Source organism: Tenacibaculum sp. FZY0031, from assembly GCF_036350695.1.
Taxonomy (GTDB): Bacteria; Bacteroidota; Bacteroidia; order Flavobacteriales; family Flavobacteriaceae; genus Polaribacter.
This window is the reverse complement of the sequence record NZ_JAZDVY010000012.1, coordinates 1-21,189: the sequence shown is the minus strand read 5'-3', so window position 1 is coordinate 21,189 and position 21,189 is coordinate 1. Positions and strand designations below refer to the sequence as shown.

Sequence of the window (21,189 nt, the reverse complement as noted above, 5' to 3'; positions counted from 1 at the left end):
ATTTATGTTTGAAAGTTGTTTGCTATAAAAGGTCAAAGTTAGTTGTTAAACTTCTTCAACCAAAATTTCTTCGTTAATATATACCAGTAGTTTTTTAACCACCTTAAAATTCATTGTTTGTAGTACTCTCTGGTATCGTAATAATTGTTGATGATATGCTTTAGAAGGCTTGCCTGTTTTGTAATCAATAATTACGACTTCGTTATTCGAATTAAAAACCAACCTATCTGGAATTATAATTTGACCATCAACATCTACAATTTCTCTCTCATTAAATACCACAAACGCTCCAGAAAAATAGTTTTTCAATTCAGAATGATTCACTATTTGTTGAATGTTTTTTATTACTTCAAATGATTTTTCTTGTGGTAATACTCCTTGCTGCTCATAACGATAAACCACCTTCTCGACCTCTTCTTTTGTACTAATTTCTGCCATCATTCCATGAACCAAATTACCAAACTCAATCGCTTTTCCTTGTTCTGTATCCCACAATTTTGAAGCGCTTGCTAACATGCGAATATTATGTTCCTTCCAAGGTGTAGATATGAACCCTTCCTGTAGTTGAATTCCTGATGTTTTCTTTTTTAAAACACTTACTCTTTCTTCATCTCCAATAGCATAGTTTAAAACCTCATCGCTCCACTTACCTAACTGTTTTAAGTAGCTGATAAATACTCCTGAGTAAAAGTTTGTATTTTCTTCCCCTTTGGATGATATTTTATACTCTGTTACAACATGTAGTTGCTCTACAGCTCTAGTAAGTGCTACATATAACAGATTAAAATTGTCTAATTCTAACTCTTCTCTTTGTTGTTGATAAATCTCAGCTCCCCTATCATTCACATAGCTCAAATCTTTATTGAAAGAAACGAGTAGTTCTTTAAATCCTTCATAATTTTCTGGCAGTTTATTTAGCCAAACTTTCGGGTTTATTTGTCGGTATACCTCTAAATCATACGGAAAAATTACTACGGGAAATTCCAACCCTTTTGATTTATGAATTGTCATCACTTGCACTGCATTTCCGCTTTCGGGGGCCACGATACTCAACTTGTCTTTTTTTTCTGACCAGAAATCTAAAAACTCTTGAATACTTGTTCCTCTTCGTTGTTGCTCCAATACCACATCTAAAAAGAATTGTACATAAGCATCTGACGAAACTATTAACTGAAAACCTCTAATAATCTCCTCTATTTTCTCGTAAAAAGGCAACTGATGAAATGTGGATAACTCAAAAGATGTTCCGTACTTTTTCAATTCTAAGAAAAGTTTTTCGTTTGGTTGATGTAGTAACTCATCAATAAACGAATGGGTATCTTTGGTTACTTTCAAATGTTCATACAAAAAATAAAGTACCTCTAAACAAGTTTCCTTGTCTTTTGAATGTTGAACTATTTGTAAAACGTTGACAATAAAATTAACTTTTGAGCTGTTTTCTAACAATAGCGTTTCTGAAGAAATGATATCCACCCCGTTTTCAGACAAATAGTTTGCCACTGCAATTCCATCTTTCTTTTTACGAACTAAAATACAAATCTCATTCAGCAAAAAATTAGCTTCTAAATTTTTAACAAGTTCTAGAACTTTCTTAGGGTATTTGATTTTCTCTTTTTCCTTATCTTCTTCTTTTCTCAAAAAAGAAAGCGAAACAAATCCTCCTTTTTTAGCTGTTGTTAACTGTTTATTCCCTTCGACAAACAACTGCTTATACGACTCGTTTTGTAAAAAGGTTGCTACGTGTTGAAAAAACTGATTATTAAAATCTATCACCTCAGCATAACTTCTAAAATTAGTTTCTAAAGTTTTTATGCTTTTAGAAATTTGAAATGGATTATCCTCTCCTGAGCCAAGACCTATAAATTGCTCTGACTTTCCTCCTCGCCAACGGTAAATTGCTTGTTTCCCGTCACCTACCAACAACAAATTACTGTTTTCTTGTGCCAATGCATTGTCGATTAACGGAATTAAATTTTGCCATTGCAAAGACGATGTGTCTTGCATTTCATCAATAAAATAATGCATAAATCGCTGCCCTATTCGCTCGTAAATAAACGGAGCAGGTTGGTCTTTGATATTTTCAGAAATTAACTGATTAAATTCTGCATTTAATCGCAGGTTATTTTCTTCTTTTAAATGTGTTAATTCTTGATTGATATTATTTAAAACTGCTAAAGGAATAATACTTTTCAATGCTAGTTTATTCATTGAAAATTGTTGATACAATTGCTCTGATTGCATATACAACTTTAAAAGTTCTGGCAAAACTCCTTCAATAGCTGATATGATATCTTCTGATTTTGATTTTGAATAAAAAGCACCTTCTTCAATTCGTTCTCTTAATTTACTTTGGTCGAAAAACTTTGCTTTTTCTGGATTTTCAGCTAGTGCTACAAAATGATTTGGCAGCATCGATCGGTAAAAATCGCTATGTGTTAATTGCCTATCTTCAATTATTTGTAGAGCTGTTTCTCCAATTTCTTTCCAGCGTTTTTTTATCTCTTTTTGATGTTGAAATAACGTTCCTTTTAAATTGGTAAAATCAGCAAGTTCTTTATCGGCTAGTTTTTTAAAGTGTTTTGTATCGTCTTCATTCAACAAGATTTTAGCAAACTCATTTAATTCACGAGAAATATCCCACGATTTATCTTCATCTGCTTTATCTAAAGAAAAATCAATCAACAATTTAGTCAATGCCTCATCACTTCCTATTTTAGAAACTAGTACATCTACCGCCTCATTTAGTAGTGAAGCAGCATCCATTTCTACTTCAAAATTAAGTGGTAGTCCTAAATCATAAGCAAAGCTTTTAATAATTTTATGGGTAAAACTATCGATTGTTGTTATTGAAAATGCAGAATAGTTCCGAAGGATTTCGTTTAATATTTTACTACTTCGTTCTTTTATTACGACTCTATCCAGTGAAGTTTCTCCTAAAATAATTTCCAGCAAGTCGTTTGTTTCTCCAGCTGTAAAAGTTTGTAAATTATTCAATACTCGCTCTTTCATTTCCCCTGCTGCTTTATTAGTAAAGGTAATTGCCAGTATTTTTTGAAAACGAAAAATATCTTCAGATTGCAGTAATACCTTGAGGTATTCTTTTACTAATGTAAAAGTTTTACCACTACCAGCAGAAGCATTGTATACTTGAAAAGTTGACGAATTTTCTAACAAAGTAAAATATAATTAGGCAAGCAATTTAACCAAAAAAAGATTCCCGCTTTTGCGGGAATTGTACTTTTATGTTTTATACGAGAGTTTTTCTATCCTAAACCAACATCTAACGACATCATCACTATAAATCCACCAATAAAACCTAAGGTAGCGATATCGGTATATTTATCTCGTTGGGTTTCAGGAATTACTTCTTCAACAACTACAAAAATCATCGCTCCTGCAGCAAACGCTAATGCATAAGGTAAAATCGGTGTAAAAAAAGATACGGCTACGGCTCCTAAAACTGCTGCCATTGGCTCTACGATAGCAGATAATTGTCCATACCAAAAACTTTTAAAACGACTTACTCCTTGCCTTCTTAATGGCATTGCTACTGCAAATCCTTCTGGGAAATTTTGAATCCCAATACCAATAGCCAACGAAATAGCAGCGATAATCATTTCGGTTTGCTCTACTCCAACCATCGTAGAAGCAGCACCAAACAAAACACCTACTGCCAAACCTTCCGGTATATTGTGTAAGGTAATTGCCAAAACCAACAAAGTTGTTTTATGCCAATTCGTCTTAACTCCTTCAACTTCGTGCTCTTTAAAATTAATATGCAAGTGTGGCAACCATTTATCCATACCAAAAAGCACCAAAGCCCCCAAAGCAAAACCTATTGCTGAAGGAAGCACTTTTACAAACCCTTCACCCGGACTGTTATCAATTGCAGGCGACAACAAACTCCAAAAACTTGCTGCTACCATTACGCCCCCTGTAAAACCAAGCATACCATCTAAAACAGCTCGATTCATTTTCTTAAAAAAGAATACTAACGCTGCCCCTAAAGCCGTTAACCCCCAAGTGAATAGCGATGCATATAATGCTGCTTGAATTGGGTGTTCTTTACCAAAATTCACTAATTGATTGAATACATTCATTTATAAAAATATTATGTGTTTATCGTGGTTTTTGAATATATAAATTACTTGCTATTTTATTAGACACCGAAAGTATTTTCCCATCCATTTCAATAACTAGAGAACCATCAAAGGGTTCTTTTTCTACTACTTTTATTTGCTTTCCTAATGCTATTTCCTGTTTATCTAAAAAACGTAAAAACTCCGAAGAACTATCATCAACCCCTACACAAACTCCAACTTCATTTTTCTTCAAAGTAGACAACAAACTTTTTTCTATTACCTGCAAGTTTCCTTCTTTGTCAGGAATAGGATCTCCATGTGGGTCTCTCTTAGGATAACCTAAAAAAGCATCTAACTCATTAATTAATTTGGGAGACTTTATATGTTCTAACTGCTCGGCTACCTCATGCACTTCATCCCAAGAAAAATTAAGCTTGTCTACCAAGAAAACTTCCCACAACCTATGCTTTCGAACTATGTTTGCCGCTACTTTTTTTCCGAAATCAGTTAATGTGACTCCTTGGTATTTTTTATAACTCACTACGTTTTTTTCTGATAATTTTTTAACCATATCAGTTACTGAAGATGCTTTTGTATCTAACTTTTTCGCAATCGCATTCGTGCTAATTCCTTTTTTGTAATCAGCTGCTAAATGATACATAGTTTTTATATAGTTCTCTTCAGATTGACTAAACATTGTGCTTTTTTTAGATATGCAAATATATAGTTTTTGATTTAATTAAACATATTTTTAGTCTAGACTAAAAATTAATTTATATTTGCAAAAATTATGTTGATTTAAAACCATACAATAGCAAATCATTTTAACATGAAAAATCACATTGCCCTAGTACTACTACTCTCAAACATTGTAAACGGACAACTAATAAAAGGAAAAATCACCTCTTCTTCAGGAGAAACAATTCCTTATGCTAACATATTTATAAAAGGAACAAAAAAGGGAACTACTACAAATGAATTTGGAAACTATACATTAGAAACATCCAAAAACAAACTCGTCTTAGTTGCATCTAGTATTGGTTTTTTATCTGAAAGAAAAACAATTACACTAAACAAAAACGAGGAGAAAACAGTTCATTTTACATTAACCGAAACAGCAGAGATTTTAGATCAAGTTACTGTTACTGGAACACGTACTGATAAACGTAGAACCAACAGTCCAGTAATCGTTAATGTTATCAATAGTCAAACCTTGGCAGATGTACAGGCTTGTAATTTGTCTGAAGGATTGAAATTTCAAACTGGTTTGCGTGTAGAAACAGACTGCCAAACATGCAACTACACACAACTTCGCATGAATGGTTTAGCAGGTGGCTACTCACAAATTTTAATTAATGGACGCCCTATTTTTAGCCCTTTAACTGGTTTATACGGATTGGAACAAATACCCACCAACATGATTGAACGAATAGAAGTTGTTCGTGGGGGCGGATCTGCTTTGTATGGCTCAAGCGCAATTGGAGGAACGGTAAACGTCATCACTAAAATTCCTAAAAAGAACAAGTATAGCATTGGTTATACCTATCAAAATATCAAAGGGACTTCTGATCATATTATTACGGGGAATGCCACCCTAGTAAATGAAGATAACAATGCTGGTGTTTCCTTTTTTATAAATAACAGAAAAAGAGAGTTGTACGATGCTAATGATGATAACTTTTCTGAACTCCCTGAATTAAAAAACAATTCATTTGGTACTAACTTGTTTTTCCTTCCTACAGAAAACCAAAAAATAGAAGTGAATTTTAGCAAAATGAACGAATATCGCTACGGTGGAGAAATGGTTGATAAAGTTCCTCATTTTGCACTGCAATCGGAAGAACGCATACACGACGTTTACGTAGGGAATATCGATTATCAAATCAACTTTAACAATGATAAAAGCGCTATAATTTCTTATTTTGCCACACAATATACCAATAGAGAACATTATACAGGGATTCGTCCAGATATTAATACTCCTGAGTACACAGAACATTTAACCAACCCTCCTTATGGTAATTCAACAACTACTACTTTTCAAGGTGGATTACAATTCAATCATCAATTAGAGAAGTTTTTAGGAGGAAACAATGTACTAACTTTAGGCGGTGAATTTGTACAAGATGATGTTTTTGATGCTATTGAGGCATATGATTACAAGGTAGATCAATTAACTCAAAACTTCGGATTCTTTTTTCAAAGCGACTGGGAAATCAACAAACAATTAAACTTATTAACAGGTATTCGTTACGACAACCACAAGCTACATACTTTAAAACAAGACCAAACTGAAAAAACGATTGTAAACAATGTAGCTAGTCCTCGAGTATCTTTATTATTTACCCCTTTTGAAAACACACAAATCAGGGGTACGTGGGGAACCGGATTTAGAGCACCCCAAGCTTTTGATACCGATTTACATATTGCCTTTGCTGGTGGTGGAATTTCTCGAGTTGTATTGGCCGATAACCTAAAAAGAGAACGCTCAAATAGCTACACTCTATCTTTCAATTACGACAAACCTACCGAACATTATATCTACGGATTTACTTTTGAGAGTTTTTACACCAATTTAGAAGATGCTTTTTATTTAGAATCTGTAGGAGAAGATGAATTTGGTGAAGTATTTGAAAAAAGAAATGGTGATGGTGCCATAGTAAAAGGGATCACCTTAGAAACACGTTTAAACTATGATGGCATCTTACAACTAGATGCGGGTTTTACCTATCAGTCGAGCCAATATAATTCAGCCGTTAACAATTCAGACGAACTTCCTTTAAAAAAAGAGTTTTTACGCACACCTAGTACCTATGGATATGCTACCGCAACTTATACTCCAAACCAAAAATTTAAAACAGCTTTAAACTTAGTGTATACAGGAAGTATGGAAGTACTGCATTTAGCTTCTCCTCAAAACCTATCTGTAGATGAATACTTTACTTCTCCTTCTTTTTTAAACTTAGGAATTAACACTAGCTATACTTTTAGTTTAGAAAAACTAAACACTAATTTAGAGTTTATTGCTGGTATCAAAAACATTTTTGACGCATATCAATCAAAATTTGATGTAAGTAAAGGGCGTGACAGCAATTTTATTTACGGTCCTGCTACACCCAGAACCTTTGTTTTTGGCTTAAAATTTACAAACAATTAATACTTTAATAACATATCAAAAGTTCGTTAACATTAACGAAACATTCTAATAATACAAACGTAATTCCTACATAACATTAGCTTTACTATTTAACTTGAATTTTGCGGGATAAATAAACAGAATTCAAAGATTAGAATGAAAAAAATATTATTTATAGCTTTTTTAAGCTTATGTAATCTAGCATTTTCTCAAAGCAAAGGTACTGTTACTGGTACAGTTACTGACAAAGAAATGAGCGGAGAGGCGTTACCTTTTGCGAATGTCTTTATTAAAGGAACTTCTATCGGGGGGACAACCGATATGGATGGTAAGTACACGCTTAGTGTGCCTGCTGGAAACCAAACTATTGTATTTAGCTTCGTTGGTTATCAAACAGTTGAAAAACCAATATTAGTAAAAGCAAACGAAACTATTACAGTTAATCAAGAATTAGGTGCTAATGAAGGAGTGGCTTTAGACGAGGTTAAAATTAATGCAACTGTTAGTAGAGAAAAAGAAACGGCCTTATTATTAGAGCAAAAGAAAGCTACAGTAATTAAAGAAAGTATTGGAGCACAAGAGCTAGCTAAAAAAGGAGTTAGTGACGCTGCTGCTGCAACTACAAAGATTTCTGGTGTTAATAAAAGTGAAGGTTCTGGTGACATCTACATTCGTGGTTTAGGTGACAGATATTTATCTACTACTATGAATGGATTACCAATTCCTTCTGACGATGTTAGTAATAAAAATGTTAATTTAAGTTTATTCAACACTAATGTTATACAAAACGTAGGTATTAGTAAAACCTATGCTACGTCTAGTTATTCAGATCAAGCATCAGGAAATGTAGATATTGCTTCTAAAGAATATACAAAAGACATGTTTGCTATAGGTATAAGCGGAGGTGTTAACACAAACGCTATTGAAGTCGACAATTTTAGAAGAACTACCATTAGTGATGATGTAACTTTTGGATTTCACCAAAAGAAATTTGCTCTTCAAAACCAAATGACCCTACAAGGATGGGATACTAAAAAAGGAGAGACTCCAATTAATTACGGAATTTCTTTATCAGGAGCCAAAAGATTCAATTTATTCAATAAAGAGTGGAAAATCTTAGCTTCTGCTTCACATTCAAAATCATCTGAATATAGAAATGGTTTATTTAAAGCATACAGATCTAACGTATTAAACAACTCGTTTACTGATGTTGAAAACTTCATTGCTAAAACAAACTCTACTGGTTATATAAGAGTTGATTTAAAATTAAACGACAACAATAAATTAAAGTACAACACTTTATTTGTGAACAAAGGTGAAGATGGATTATATGAACAAGGTAGGAATGGAGAAGGGTATGTATTTGATCAAGACCCACAAGAAGAAGGAGCTTTTGTAAGAGACCAAAACTTTAAACAAACGACTATGTTTGTTAACCAATTAATGGGAGAACATAAGTGGAATAAAAACAATGAATTAAACTGGGCTGCTGGTTATAATTTTGTTTTGGCAGAAGAACCAAACCGTATTAGAAATGAAGTAAACATTTTAGATATCAATTCTAGTCCTTTAATTCAATTTGCTCATGTTGGAGATTACCAACAAAGAAAATCTTCCCAAAAAATTGAAGATACTGAATACAATGCTTTTATTGAAAATCACTGGTCTTTAGGTAATGTTGCTGATGAATACGAAGAAAAACCTTATACGTTAAACTACGGATTAAACTTCCGTAAGAAAGAAAGATCTTTTAATTCTTTATTTATAGGATTTAGAGCAAAAGATTTTACAGCTCCTTCTGTTGATCAAATTTCAGAAACGTTACAACAAGGAACGAACGCTGGTTTAATTTTAAGAGAACAACAACCAGATTTATACCAAGGTGAGTTATTGGTTTTAGCTGCTTATACTAACTTTGACTTCAAATTTGACAACAAATTATCTGGTAATATCGGTTTGCGTTTTGAGAGAGATGAAATTGACATGGCTTGGAATGTAGCAAACCGCCCTGGTAGATTTGGATCGACCAATAGAGTTTATGAAAGTTTGTACCCAAGTGTAAACTTAAAATATGAATTAAACGATAGAAACTTTATTCGTTTTGCATCAAGTGTAACTCAAACATTACCTGAATTTAAAGAATTATCTCCTTTCGAATACGTTTCTCCAACGGGTCGTGTTATTGGAGGTAATGAAGACTTAGAAAAATCTGACGTATATAATATTGATTTAAAGTGGGAGTTTTTCCCTAGTAGAAGTCAGTTAGTTTCTGCTACTGCTTTTTACAAACAAATCAACAACCCTATCAACTTAACACAAGACCAGGGTTCATCAGGTTACTTTAAATTCTTCAATACAGGTGAACAAGCTGATATTCTAGGTTTTGAAGTTGAAGGTAGATTGAATCTTTTAAAGAACGAAAACGAAGAAACTGTATTAAATGCTACAGCTAACTTAACTAAAATGTGGTTTAATCAAGATTTATCTCCTAGATACCAATTTAAAGGAAAATCTGAATCTGAATTACAAGGAGCTTCAGACTTTATTGTTAACGGTTCTTTAAGTTATTCAAACAATAAAGAAAACGAATTCATTGCTACTTTAACAGGTAACTATGCTTCTGATAAAATTTATGCATTAGGTGCCCCTGAAGATTTTGACAACAGTGCTACTCTTTACAATGATGAAATTATTGAAAAAGGTTTTGTAACCCTAGACCTTGTATTAAGTAAACAAATTTTTAAAGGATTTACGGCAAAGTTAGTTGGTAAAAACCTATTAGATCCAAAAATTGAGCAAACTCAATTAGTTCGTGATTTAAACACTTTAATTGAAACTAACCAAACTGTACTGTCTTACAAAAAGGGAAGACAAGTTTCTTTGAGCCTAAATTACACGTTTTAAGCTTCATTAACCTTAAATTAATATTCATTGTTTTATATAACAATCAATTAATATTCAGTTAAAAGAAACGAAAAACACAGGTTCTTAATTTGCAGAATAAAATTAAACTAAAGAACTCAAAATGAAAAGATCATTCAAATTATTAAGTATAGCAGCTCTTTCTGCTGCAGCTTTAACTTTTACAAGTTGTGGTAGTGATGACCCAGCTATTTTACCTCCTGATGTTTCTGATGTTGTAGAAAAATTACAAAACGGAATCATGAGTGGTGAGCTTTCAGAAGATTATACATTATCAAATGCCTCTTATTCTTTAACTAGCTCTTTCGTTATTAAAGACGGAGCTACATTAACCATTCCTGCAGGAACTAGTATTGTTGCTGATGCTAAAGGAACAGATGTTTATATCGCTGTTTTACAAGGTGGTAAAATTAACATTAACGGAACTAACAGCAACCCTGTGGTTATGAGTTCTAGTGATGGTAAGCCTGGTGATTGGGGTGGTTTAACTATTTGTGGTAAAGCAACCACTACTGCAGGAACAAATGTTACTGCTGAAGTTGGAGGGTTTATTTACGGTGGTACTCAAGATGATGATAACTCAGGTGTTATTAAAAACTTAGTAATTAAGGGTACCGGAGCACAAATTAATACTGAATCTCAATACAACGGAGTTTCTTTCTATTCAGTTGGTTCAGGAACTACAATTGAAAATATCGCTGTTTTTGATGGGGCTGATGACGGAGTTGAATTCTTCGGAGGAACAGTTTCTGCTAAAAACTTATACTTAGAAAACTTGGAAGACGATGCTATAGATTGGACTGAAGGGTGGAATGGTACAGTTGAAAACTCTTATGTAATTAATACCAAAGCTGGTTTCTCAACTGTTGTAGAAGCTGACAAAGACAACAAAAACCCTAAATTAATTAACTTAACAGCAAAGTCTATTGTTGGTGGTACTGCTTTACAATTTAAAAAACAATCAGGTGCTACTATTACAAACTTATTCTTAGACGGGTATGATGACAATGTTGACATGAAAGATGGAGGTCCGTTAGCAAACGTTATTATTGACGGTGAGGCTGCAAAATTAGACACTGAGTATACCGCAGGAACTAAAGTTGATATCTCTGCTTGGTCTTTCATTAATGGAGAAATTGTTGAGATTACTCCTTTAGTAGGTGAGGTTACTGGAAACGTAACATTAACTTCTGATAAAACTTATAACTTAACTGGTTCTTATATCGTAAAAGATGGAGCTACTTTAAATATTGAAGCGGGGACAAAAATTATTGTTGATCCAAAAGGAACAGATGTTTATATCGCTGTTTTACAAGGTGGTAAAATTAACATTAATGGTACTGTTGATGCTCCTGTAGTAATGGCTTCTGCTGCTGGAAAACCAGGAGATTGGGGTGGTTTAACTATTTGTGGTAAAGCAACAACTTCTGCAGGTGTAGATGTTACTGCTGAAGTTGGAGGATTTATCTACGGTGGTACTCAAGATGACGATAACTCAGGGGTTATTAAAAACTTAGTAATTAAAGGTACTGGAGCACAAATTAACACAGAATCTCAATATAACGGTGTTTCTTTTTATTCTGTAGGTTCTGGAACTGTTGTTGAAAACATTGCTGTAATTAACGGTGCTGATGACGGAGTTGAATTTTTTGGAGGAACCGTTTCTGCAACTAACTTATACCTAGAAAATAACGAAGATGACTCTGTAGATTGGACTGAGGGATGGAACGGAAAAGTAACGAACACTTACATTTCTCATACCATCGCTGGTTTCTCAACTGCTTTCGAAGGAGACAAGGTGAACAACAACCCTCAGTTTGAAAACTTAACAGCTATTTCAACTGTTGGTGGTACTGCTTTACAATTTAAAAAGACTTCTGGAGCTACCATTACTAATATCTGGTTAGAAGGATATGACAAAAATATCGATATGAAAGATGGAGGACCTTTAGCAAACGTTGTAATTGATGGAGAAGCTGCTTCTACTACAGCTGATTACAAAACAGGAACTAAAGTTGACATCTCTACTTGGTCTTGGAAAGAAGCTGGGTTATAATAGCTTATCCAATATATAATTTATGAAAAAACCGAGCAATATGCTCGGTTTTTTACTTATTCATTTACATTGGAAAGCTTGTATAAAAAATCTTCTAGCTTTTTTAATTCTTTAGGCGGATTACCCGCATCAAAAGTGATTGACTTGTATTCTTTGTCGGCTATTTTAATGGTAAATTCGGCATGCAACGCTCCATCTGTTATTCTTTTATCACTAGGTGCCTTTAAATTGCTTATTTCTTCTAAATTTATCTCATTAACCACAGCGTTTAATTCTTCTAATTTTTCTTTTGCTATTTCTATACTCCCTTCCTTTTCATAGGTTTTGTATGATAGTTTATTTCCTTCAATAGTTAACTGTACCATACTGCCTCTTGTTTGAGCTTCATAAGCTACTTTATCAAACCCTTTTGTTTTATTTTGTGCAGCACAATTCATCATTAATAAAAACATTACAGGAGCTATTATTTTTAGGTATTTCATTTATTCTTGTATTTTTAGTTGATGATAATAAAAAGACGCTCTTTAAAATAAAGAACGTCTTGATATGTGAATTTCGTATTAAAACAGACTAGTCTGCCATAGTAGCTCTAAATCCTCCTGGAGCAAATACCGCATCCATTCTGGCTTTTTGCCCTTCAGTAAACATATACATACAGCTATCGTCTGAGTAATCCATAAAGTTCATAGTCATGTTAGCACTTCCACACTCAATTACTGGGTAAGTAGGACATCCTCTACTATTACCATCAGCATCTGGAGTATCAGCAACAAAGTCGCTAGCACCACATCCACCATCACCCCAAATGTGACGTAAGTTTAAGTAGTGACCTACTTCGTGTGTAGCAGTTCTTTGATTACGACCAACAAAACTATGTGCTAAAACTACCCCATCTGTAGACCAGCTACCTCCTGGGAATTGTGCATATCCTAAAATTTGTCCTCCTCTATATGGCATAACATTAACAATCCAGATGTTTAAAAACTCTTGTGGATTTACAACATCACTACCTCCTGAAGAAGTAAACTTCATTGAATCGTCTGGTCTCCAACTTCTCTTTTTTGTGTTTTGAACTCTAATTACGTCTTCAATAACAAAATCAATATTTACATTAGCTTCAACTCCAGCAAACTCAGCAGGCATTGCTCCTCTATTAGGGTTTTGCAAGTTAAAATCTTCGTTTAATGCATCTATTTGGTCTTGTAATACTGATAACGATAAGTTTTCACTCGCTTGACGGTAGATTACGTGGTATACAACAGGTATTTGTATTTTTCCATTTACTAACCTAGCTTGAACCTCGCCAGACTTAACTTTTTGTACATAAGATGCTGTAAAACTTTCAATATTTTCCATTTTACTTTTTAAGCTAGGATCGTTAGCCATATTTGCTTCTAGAACATCGTTAGCAAAACATTGTTTTTCTGCTTTTTGTAAAGTTGATGCTTCAACTTCTGGTTCTAAATCTGGGTTTTGTTCATTTGTTTGACAACCTACTAAAATTCCAGCAGCGATTGCCATGGTAAGAAAAATTCTTTTCATGTTGTGAATGTTTAAAAATTAATTTTAAGAACACTTAACAGTGTTGTTTGTTTTGTTAAAAAACAGGAAACAAAACTTATCTAGAAAGAAATTGTTAATTTTTTATTATTAAAATAAAAATTTGAAGGGTTTTTTAACGATATGCAATGTATGGTTTTAAATACACAATCAAAAATTTTTTTCTTAACTCATTTACAACGGTTTAATCTCTCTAAACATCACTTGCGAACGATAATGGACAATAATATCTTTTTTGAAAACTCTACCAATCAACTGGGTAAAAAAAGTCATTTGTAACCAATTAACATAAAAAAAGGAGCCTAATTAGGCTCCTTTTATATGCTATAAAACAAAAAGATATTACTATTACTTAAGTTTTTTCTTAACTGCAACTTCAGTATAAGCTTCTAATGTATCTCCTTCTTTAATATCGTTGTATCCTTTTATTTGAAGACCACAATCGTATCCTTTGGTTACTTCCTTAACATCGTCTTTAAAACGTTTTAACGATGCTAATACACCATCATGAACGACAATTCCATCTCTAATTACACGAACCTTAGCATCTCTTGTAATTTTCCCTGTCATTACCATACATCCTGCAATGTTACCAATTTTAGAAATTTTATAAACCTCTCTAATTTCTACATTCCCAAGAACTTCTTCTTTCATTTCAGGAGATAACATTCCTTCCATTGCATCTTTCAGATCGTTAATAGCATCATAGATAATTGAATATGTTCTGATATCAACTTCTTCTCTATCTGCTACCGAACGTGCGTTTCCTTGAGGACGTACATTAAACCCAACAATAATAGCATCAGAAGCAGTTGCTAATAACACATCAGATTCAGTAATTGCTCCAACTCCTTTGTGAATAATATTTACTTGGATTTCCTCTGTAGATAATTTTTGGAACGAGTCTGTTAATGCTTCTACCGAACCATCCACATCTCCTTTTAAGATGATATTTAATTCTTTAAAGTCTCCTAAGGCGATACGACGACCAATCTCTGCAAGTGTTAATGTTTTTTGCGTTCTAACTGATTGTTCACGTTGTAATTGAGAACGTTTTGCTGCTATTTGCTTAGCTTCACGCTCATCTTCAAATACATTGAATTTATCACCAGCTTGAGGTGCCCCATCTAAACCTAAAATTGATACTGGTGTAGAAGGTCCTGCTTCTTCTACTTTTCTTCCTTTATCATCAAACATAGCTCTTACTTTACCACTATGTTTTCCTGCTAAGATATAATCTCCAATTTTTAATGTACCTGCTTGTACTAAAATTGTAGATACATATCCCCTACCTTTATCTAATAAAGCTTCTACTACGGCTCCGTTTGCATTTTTATTAGGGTTCGCTTTTAACTCTAATACTTCTGCCTCCAATAATACTTTTTCTAATAACTCATCAACCCCTTGTCCTGTTTTAGCAGAAATTTCTTGTGATTGAATGTTACCACCCCAATCTTCTACTAATAGGTTCATAGAAGAAAGCTGTGTTTTAATATTATCTGGATTCGCGTTCGGCTTATCTATTTTGTTTATTGCAAAAATAATTGGCACTCCTGCTGCTTGTGCATGAGAAATTGCCTCTTTTGTTTGTGGCATTACATCATCATCGGCAGCTACTACAATAATAACTAAATCGGTTACTTGAGCTCCACGAGCACGCATTGCTGTAAAGGCTTCGTGACCAGGTGTATCTAAAAAGGCTATTTTGTGGTCTCCTACCTTCACGGCATAAGCACCAATGTGCTGTGTGATTCCTCCTGATTCACCTTCAATAACATTTGCGTTACGGATATAATCTAACAATGATGTTTTACCGTGGTCTACGTGTCCCATTACAGTAATAATCGGTGCACGAGTGATTAAGTCCTCTGGTTTATCTTCTACCTCTTCAATTGACTCTTCAACTTCAGCTCCAACAAACTCTACAGTATAGTTAAACTCTTCGGCAACAATTTGCAATGTTTCAGCATCTAAACGTTGATTCATTGTTACCATCATTCCTAACATCATACAGGTAGAAATAATTTGAGTAACAGGAACATCCATCATGGTTGCTACTTCACTTACCGTAACAAATTCTGTTACTTTTAACACCTTGCTTTCTGCTTGTGCTGCTTGCAATTCAGCTTCACTTTGCTGACGGTGTGCATCTCTTTTGTCTCTACGGTATTTTGCACCTTTTCCTTTTTTAGATTTACCTTGAAGTTTTTCTAAAGTTTCTCTAACTTGTTTTTGAATTTGTGCTTCTGTTAGCTCTTCTTTTGGAGCCGTAGCTGGTCTTCTACCTCTTTGACCTCCTCGGTTACCACCTCTTTGACCTCCTCGGTTTTGACCTCCTCTATTATTATTTCCTTGAGGTTTAGCTCCAGTTCCAGGAGTTCCTGGCTTGCTAATTCTCTTACGCTTCTTTTTATCTCCGTCAGCTTTATTCGCTTCAGGTTTTTTCTTTTTGGGTCTTTCAAATTGTTTTAAATCAATTTTTTGACCTGTAAAATTAGGGCCGTCTAATTTTTTGTACTGAGTTTTAATTTTCTCAGCATTCTCTGGAGTTATCTCCACCTCCTTTACTGGTTGCTTCACCTCTTTAACCTTATTTTCAACAGTCTTTTTTACTTCTTTAGGCTGTTCTTTTTTCACTTCCTTTTTAGGAGTATTAACTGTTTGTTCCTTTGGTTTTTCAGTTTTAGGAGGTTCTGGCTTTTTCTCTTCAACCTTAACTGGTTCTTCCACTTTTTTAGTTTCTTGAACTGGTTGAACAGACTCTTCTTTCTTCGGTTCCTCTACTTTCTCCTCTTTTTTAGTAGGCTCTGGTTTTACTTCTTCAGCTATTTCTTCAATAGCCTTACCAGTTTCAACATCTATTTTACCTACTGTTTTAAGTTCTAACTTTTCAGCTTTGGCTTTTAAAACTTCTTGTTTTTTAGCTTCCTCTTCTAATCTCTTTCTTTCTTGCTCTTGTTCTAATTGCTGACGAATTGCCTCTTTCTCTTTTTTCTTTTCTTCGCTCACTTCTTTAGAGGCCACCTTTTTAGATTTATCAGTTTGAAAACCATCAAATAAAATTTGATATTCAGCATCTGATATTTTGGTAGTAGGGCGAGCTTCGATCTCATAGCCATTTTTAGCTAGGTGTTCAACAGCTCTATCTAAAGAAATGTTTAGTTCTCTTAAAACCTTATTTAGTCTTAATTTTTTGCCTTCAGCCATATATTATTTTATACTTTTTATTGAAAAAACACACTTTACACGCGCAGTACGTATAGTTATGCTTTTTTTCTTCTTTTTGCTAGATTTTGTATAGTTTTCCACACAGGATACCAGCTTCCTTTTTATTTTATATTAATCTTCGAATTCTTCTCTTAAAATTCGTTGAACATCTAAAATTGTTTCTTCCTCTAAATCGGTTCTTTGTACTAACATTGATACGTCTTTTTCTAAAACACTCTTTGCTGTATCTAAACCTATTTTCTTGAATTCTTCAATTACCCAAGCTTCAATTTCATCAGAAAACTCTGTTAACTCAACATCTTCTTCTTCGATACCTTCTCTTTGAACGTCAATTTCGTAACCTGTTAACTCACTTGCCAAACGAATATTTACTCCAGCTCTACCAATTGCTTTTGATACTTCTTCTGGCTTTAATAAAACATTGACACGTCCTTTTTTACCATTCTTCTCTTCATCAAACATTTCAATATCTACTGAAGTTACTTTAGCTGGACTTAGTGCTCTAGCTACAAATAGCTGCTCGTTTTTTGTATAGTTGATCACATCAATATTTTCGTTTCCTAGTTCACGAACAATACCGTGAATACGAGAACCTTTTACACCAACACAAGCTCCAACAGGGTCAATTCTATCATCGTAAGAATCTACGGCTATTTTTGCTTTATCTCCAGGAATTCTTGCAACACCTTCAATAGTAATTAAACCGTCGAAAACTTCAGGAATTTCTTGTTCAAATAATTTCACTAAGAACGCTGGCGAAGTTCTTGATAAAATAATAGCTGGTTTGTTACCCCTTAACTCTACTGATTTTATCACTCCTCTAACTGCATCTCCTTTTCTAAAGAAGTCAGAACGAATTTGTTCACTCTTAGGTAAAACAATCTCATTTCCTTCGTCATCCAACAAAATTACAGCATTATGACGAATATGGTGCACTTCAGCACTATAAATTTCACCTTCTAAGTCTTTAAATTGTTTAAAGACGTTTGTACTATCGTGTTCGTGAATTTTAGAAATTAAGTTTTGACGCAATGCTAAAATAGCACGTCTTCCTAAATCTACTAACTTTACTTCTTCAGAAACATCTTCCCCGATTTCAAAATCTGGTTCGATTTTTCTTGCTTCTGAAAGTTCAATTTCTTCATTATCGTCTTCAGACATTCCATCTGCCACCACCACACGGTTTCTCCAAATTTCCAAATCTCCTTTATCTGGGTTGATAATGATATCAAAGTTCTCATCAGACCCAAACCTACGTTTTAAGGCGGCACGAAATACTTCTTCTAAGATAGACATTAAGGTTACTCTGTCTATACTTTTATTATCTTTAAACTCCGAAAATGACTCTATTAACGCAATATTTTCCATTTCATTCTCTAATTAAAATATGATCTTCACTTTTGCTTCTTTAATATCTTGATACGCTAGCGTTTCTGTTTTTTCTACCGTATGCTTTCCTTTGCCTATCGGCTTAGGTTCTCTTGCTTTCCAAAACAAGGTAATAGTGTCTTCTGTTACCTCTGTTAAGGTTCCTTCAAATTCTTCAGTTGCTGTTTTAACTTTTAGAATTCTGTTAATATTCTTTTTATACTGGCGCTTTACGGTTAATGGCTGAGCAATATCTGGCGTTGTAACTTCTAATGAAAAGTCTTCTTCTTCTCTATCTAAATTATGCTCTATATTTCTACTAATACGAATACACTCACTCAAAGGTACTCCAGAATCACCATCTACTATTACTTTTATTTTATTATCTGCCAAGAACTGTAAATCTATTAAATATAATGATTCATTTTCTTGTAAGGCTTCTTGTAATAATTCTTTAACTCGTTCTTGATTCATCTTAGGTATAAAAAGAGGGGACTCTCGTCCCCTTCATCTATCTGATTAATAAATTTGCTGCAAATATAGTAAGTTATTCACTAACACACAAATATCTTTTATTTGTTAATTGTTTTTTCGTATATTTAAGTGACTATCTCTCTTTAAATCTTCTTATTATGAAAAAAATACTAGTACCAATCGATTTTTCAAAACCTTCGGAATACGCTTCTAAATTAGCTTCAACAATAGCTAAAAAAGCGAATAGCGAAGTTCACCTACTTCATATGGTTGAGCTTCCTACTGGATTTGTAGACATGGGAGCAGGGACCAATTTTAGTATCCCTGAGAGCATGTTGTATATTAGAAAAGTTCGCGATAGAATGCTTGATTACAAAAAACAGTTTTTTTCAAAAAACGAAAATGTCATACATGCAATACGGTTTCAAAGTCCTTTTGAGGGAATTCAAGATTATTCTAAAAAGAATGCACCCGATCTTATTGTCATGGGGTCGAAAGGGCATACAAATTTAGAAGAGATTCTTATTGGTTCTAACACCGAAAAAATTGTAAGAAACTCTGATATCCCTGTAATTGTCACCAAAAAAAACGGAGATCATTTTACTCCTAAAAACCTAGTGTTTGCTTCTAGTTTCAAACCTGAAAAAACTCAACCTTTTGAGCGCTTTTTAACCTTTGCTGAAAACTTTGACAGTAAAATTCACCTACTAAAAATAAACACTCCTCAAAAATTTGAAAATACTCAAGAAACCAACAACCGCATTAAACAATTTATCGAAAAATATGGTTTAAAAAACTACACTATTAATGTTTACAACGATTCTTCAATCGAAAAAGGAATTTTAAACTTTTCTAACAAGATTAATGCAGATATTATTGCGTTAGCAACCCACGGAAGGAGTGGATTAGCTCATATTTTTAATGGAAGCATCACCAAACACTTATCTAAAAAATCAATAAAACCCATGCTTACTTTTAAAATTTAAAACCTCTAAACTGAAGGTAAAAAAAACGCTAAGACCATGGTCTTAGCGTTTTTATTTAGTTTCTTTTAATTTTAAGGTCATGTTTAAAGAAGCTTTGTTTCCTAGGCTCCTTTAAACAATTCCTGTTCATAATTCAGATTACTTTCTTTTCTTAGGGCGCATTGCTATAATTTTCTTATTAACAACACCTCTATTTGTAATCATTCTTACAATTAAAGCTTGATTTTGCACATTTGATAAATCTATTATCATCTGCTCCTTGGTTCCTTTGATATAAGCATTGTTTTCAACTCTTTTAATCAAAATACCATTCATAGTATAAATCTCAATAGCCACATTGGTATCAAACTTATAATTATACTCTACTGTCAACTCATTTTCAAACGGTACAGGATAAGCACTAAAGTTTAATGGTTCTTGTTGAACTGGATCTAGCACTTCTTCCTTACAAGGTTCTACAGAACCATTTGGAGTAAACGTTCCACCATTATCAACCGACTCGTGACATCTACAAACCTCTTCACAAGTTACAGCATGAGCAATGACATATATTGGTCCACTAGCTTCAATAGGTCCCACAGTATAATTAGACACATAATCCAACGTACTTGTATTAAAATTATACTGTCCTGGAGCTACTGTTTCTTTACCATTTTTTGTAGGATATTTTTCACATCCTATGTACACATGTGCTACGCTCATTACATAACCTTCGAATAAATTATATTCTACCGTTACATATCCATCCAGATACGTAACTACAACCTCACCTGATTGAACTCCCTTAGAAATATCACATTGACCTGCTCCCGAATACAAAGGAAGTGTATATGTACCTTCTTCTGCAAAATAATTTGTCCAACCCCAACGGTTAAAGCCATCATCTAAGAAACACGTATAATTATCAGCTCTTGCAAATGCTGTTTCGCAGTTTTCAAATAAATCAGTTTTATTTGACATTGTCACTGTTTCTGTAATACTATTACCACAATCATCCGTTGCTGTGAACACATAATCTGCGTACTGAACACAGCCCTCTTCTCTTATGTTTGTAGGATACGCTACTAAATCTCCTCCAGCTGAACAATTGTCTGTCCATCTTGCATTCAACATTTCTGGCAATCCTTCATCACATAATTCAAGACTTTCAGGTAAATCAACTATTACCGGAGCAGTTTCATCGTACATTCTCGTTACACGGATGACCACTGTTGCTGCTGGGTTGCCACAGTCGTCCGTTGCATTGAACGTATAATCTCTGTATTGGGTACAACCGTCTTCGCCTGCCATTACTTCGCCTGCGACTCCGTTGATACTACCTGATTTCTCTCCGCCAATACCACAGTTGTCTGTCCACGTAGTGCTTACCACTTCTGG

At 33.8% G+C, this 21,189-nt stretch carries 13 protein-coding genes; 4 read left to right on the top strand and 9 right to left on the bottom strand.

Translation table 11 applies throughout. From position 1 onward, the window contains the following. Positions 1-45: 45 nt before the first annotated feature. From V1T75_RS15310 to V1T75_RS15300, 3 genes are all read right to left on the bottom strand, one after another. Positions 46-3,174, bottom strand: a complete 3,129-nt coding sequence (locus tag V1T75_RS15310) for a UvrD-helicase domain-containing protein (protein ID WP_330489372.1) — start codon at positions 3,172-3,174, stop codon at positions 46-48. Positions 3,175-3,263: 89 nt separating this feature from the next. After that, positions 3,264-4,100, bottom strand: a complete 837-nt coding sequence (locus V1T75_RS15305) for a ZIP family metal transporter (RefSeq protein WP_330489371.1) — start codon at positions 4,098-4,100, stop codon at positions 3,264-3,266. A gap of 19 nt (positions 4,101-4,119) precedes the next feature. Next, a complete protein-coding gene (locus V1T75_RS15300) occupies positions 4,120-4,779 on the bottom strand; it encodes a metal-dependent transcriptional regulator (RefSeq protein ID WP_330489370.1) in 660 nt (219 codons plus the stop codon). 132 nt (positions 4,780-4,911) lie between these two features. On the opposite strand from V1T75_RS15300, the gene V1T75_RS15295 reads away from it, so the two are divergent. The 3 genes from V1T75_RS15295 (at position 4,912) to V1T75_RS15285 (ending at position 12,196) form a co-directional block, all read left to right on the top strand. Further along, complete coding sequence (locus V1T75_RS15295) at positions 4,912-7,239, top strand: TonB-dependent receptor (RefSeq protein WP_330489369.1); 2,328 nt, start codon at positions 4,912-4,914, stop codon at positions 7,237-7,239. Positions 7,240-7,374: 135 nt separating this feature from the next. Beyond that, positions 7,375-10,122, top strand: a complete 2,748-nt coding sequence (locus V1T75_RS15290) for a TonB-dependent receptor (RefSeq protein ID WP_330489368.1) — start codon at positions 7,375-7,377, stop codon at positions 10,120-10,122. 121 nt (positions 10,123-10,243) lie between these two features. After that, positions 10,244-12,196, top strand: coding sequence for a hypothetical protein (locus V1T75_RS15285; protein WP_330489367.1), 1,953 nt, complete (start codon positions 10,244-10,246; stop codon positions 12,194-12,196). A gap of 56 nt (positions 12,197-12,252) precedes the next feature. Here the strand turns inward: V1T75_RS15285 and V1T75_RS15280 are convergent, their stop codons facing one another. From V1T75_RS15280 to rimP, 5 genes are all read right to left on the bottom strand, one after another. Beyond that, positions 12,253-12,678, bottom strand: a complete 426-nt coding sequence (locus V1T75_RS15280) for a hypothetical protein (RefSeq protein WP_330489366.1) — start codon at positions 12,676-12,678, stop codon at positions 12,253-12,255. An 88-nt stretch (positions 12,679-12,766) separates the two neighbouring features. Continuing rightward, positions 12,767-13,738, bottom strand: a complete 972-nt coding sequence (locus tag V1T75_RS15275) for a zinc metalloprotease (RefSeq protein ID WP_330489365.1) — start codon at positions 13,736-13,738, stop codon at positions 12,767-12,769. Between the two features lie 366 nt (positions 13,739-14,104). Next, positions 14,105-16,963, bottom strand: coding sequence for a translation initiation factor IF-2 (infB, locus tag V1T75_RS15270; protein WP_330489364.1), 2,859 nt, complete (start codon positions 16,961-16,963; stop codon positions 14,105-14,107). A gap of 132 nt (positions 16,964-17,095) precedes the next feature. Then, the gene (gene nusA, locus V1T75_RS15265; RefSeq protein ID WP_330489363.1) at positions 17,096-18,352 is read right to left on the bottom strand and encodes a transcription termination factor NusA; all 1,257 of its coding nucleotides are present in this window, start codon (positions 18,350-18,352) and stop codon (positions 17,096-17,098) included. Positions 18,353-18,364: 12 nt separating this feature from the next. Then, entirely contained in the window at positions 18,365-18,826 is a 462-nt protein-coding gene (gene rimP / locus V1T75_RS15260; RefSeq protein ID WP_330489362.1) for a ribosome assembly cofactor RimP, read from the bottom strand. Between the two features lie 158 nt (positions 18,827-18,984). Here rimP and V1T75_RS15255 point away from each other — a divergent pair, with 158 nt between their 5' ends. Further along, positions 18,985-19,812, top strand: a complete 828-nt coding sequence (locus V1T75_RS15255) for a universal stress protein (RefSeq protein WP_330489361.1) — start codon at positions 18,985-18,987, stop codon at positions 19,810-19,812. Between the two features lie 138 nt (positions 19,813-19,950). Here V1T75_RS15255 and V1T75_RS15250 read toward each other — a convergent pair. Beyond that, the coding region (locus tag V1T75_RS15250) for a hypothetical protein (protein ID WP_443082053.1) at positions 19,951-21,189 on the bottom strand (1,239 nt) is incomplete at its 5' end.

Excerpts from the sequence above, each read along its gene's own strand:
- V1T75_RS15305 (WP_330489371.1), bottom strand. The coding sequence starts at position 4,100 with ATGAATGTATTCAATCAATTAGTGAATTTTGGTAAAGAACACCCAATT.
- V1T75_RS15300 (WP_330489370.1), bottom strand. The coding sequence starts at position 4,779 with ATGTTTAGTCAATCTGAAGAGAACTATATAAAAACTATGTATCATTTA.
- V1T75_RS15295 (WP_330489369.1), top strand. The coding sequence starts at position 4,912 with ATGAAAAATCACATTGCCCTAGTACTACTACTCTCAAACATTGTAAAC.
- V1T75_RS15290 (WP_330489368.1), top strand. The coding sequence starts at position 7,375 with ATGAAAAAAATATTATTTATAGCTTTTTTAAGCTTATGTAATCTAGCA.
- V1T75_RS15285 (WP_330489367.1), top strand. The coding sequence starts at position 10,244 with ATGAAAAGATCATTCAAATTATTAAGTATAGCAGCTCTTTCTGCTGCA.
- V1T75_RS15280 (WP_330489366.1), bottom strand. The coding sequence starts at position 12,678 with ATGAAATACCTAAAAATAATAGCTCCTGTAATGTTTTTATTAATGATG.
- V1T75_RS15275 (WP_330489365.1), bottom strand. The coding sequence starts at position 13,738 with ATGAAAAGAATTTTTCTTACCATGGCAATCGCTGCTGGAATTTTAGTA.
- infB (WP_330489364.1), bottom strand. The coding sequence starts at position 16,963 with ATGGCTGAAGGCAAAAAATTAAGACTAAATAAGGTTTTAAGAGAACTA.
- nusA (WP_330489363.1), bottom strand. The coding sequence starts at position 18,352 with ATGGAAAATATTGCGTTAATAGAGTCATTTTCGGAGTTTAAAGATAAT.
- rimP (WP_330489362.1), bottom strand. The coding sequence starts at position 18,826 with ATGAATCAAGAACGAGTTAAAGAATTATTACAAGAAGCCTTACAAGAA.
- V1T75_RS15255 (WP_330489361.1), top strand. The coding sequence starts at position 18,985 with ATGAAAAAAATACTAGTACCAATCGATTTTTCAAAACCTTCGGAATAC.